Genomic DNA, 1,003 nt, shown 5'->3' with positions numbered 1-1,003 from the left:
GCCATAAGCCTCGGCCAGCTTGACGAAGTCGGGCAGCGCTTCCATATAGCTGTGCGAGTAGCGCTTGCCGTAGTCCAGCTCCTGCCACTGCCGCACCATGCCGAGATAGCGGTTGTTCAGCGACAAGATCTTCACCGGCGTCTCGTACTGCTTGCAGGTCGAGAGCTCCTGGATATTCATCTGGATCGAGCCGTCGCCGGTGATGCAAAACACATCCGCCTTGGGCCGCGCCATCTTGATGCCCATCGCGTAGGGCAAGCCCACGCCCATGGTGCCCAGGCCGCCGGAATTGATCCAGCGGCGCGGCTGCTCAAAACGGTAGTACTGCGCGGCCCACATCTGGTGCTGGCCGACGTCCGAGGTGATGTAGGCGTCGCTGTCCTTGGTCAGTTTCCACAAGGTTTCGACCACCATCTGCGGCTTGATCACGTCGTTTGAGGTCTTGTAGACCAGGCACTCGCGGCGGCGCCATTCATTGATCTGACTCCACCAGGCATTGATCGACGCGGCGTCCGGCTTGGCCTGTGCTTCCTTGATTTGAAAGATCAATTCCTGCAGCACGTCCTTGACGTCACCAACGATGGGGATGTCGACCCGCACCCGCTTGGAGATCGACGAAGGGTCGATGTCCACATGGATGATCTTGCGCTCGACCTGGGCGAAATGTTTGGGGTTGCCGATCACGCGGTCATCAAACCGCGCGCCCACGGCCAGCAGCACATCGCAGTGCTGCATGGTCATATTCGCTTCGTATGTGCCGTGCATGCCCAACATGCCGAGGAACTTGGGGTCGCTGGAGGCAATCGCGCCCAGGCCCATCAAGGTGTTGGTGCAGGGGTAGCCGAGCAAGTTGGTCAGCTCGCGCAACTCGGCAGAAGCCTCGCCCAAGATGACGCCGCCGCCCGAATAGATATAAGGCCGCTTGGCCTGCAAAAGCAGTTGCACCGCCTTGCGGATCTGGCCGGTGTGGCCCTTGCGCGCCGGGTTGTAGGAGCGCATTTCC

1 protein-coding gene is annotated in these 1,003 nt (G+C 60.7%); it reads right to left on the bottom strand.

What is annotated here, in order from left to right; all coding sequences use genetic code 11:
- A partial coding sequence (locus tag RMO57_RS16130; RefSeq protein ID WP_310388322.1) for a thiamine pyrophosphate-dependent enzyme occupies nt 1-1,003 on the bottom strand: 1,003 nt, incomplete at both ends.

The sequence above is a fragment of the Roseateles sp. genome (assembly GCF_031397715.1).
GTDB lineage: Bacteria > Pseudomonadota > Gammaproteobacteria > Burkholderiales > Burkholderiaceae_C > Paucibacter_A.
The sequence above is the reverse complement of the archived record's forward strand: the minus strand, read 5'-3'. Positions and strand labels throughout refer to the sequence as shown.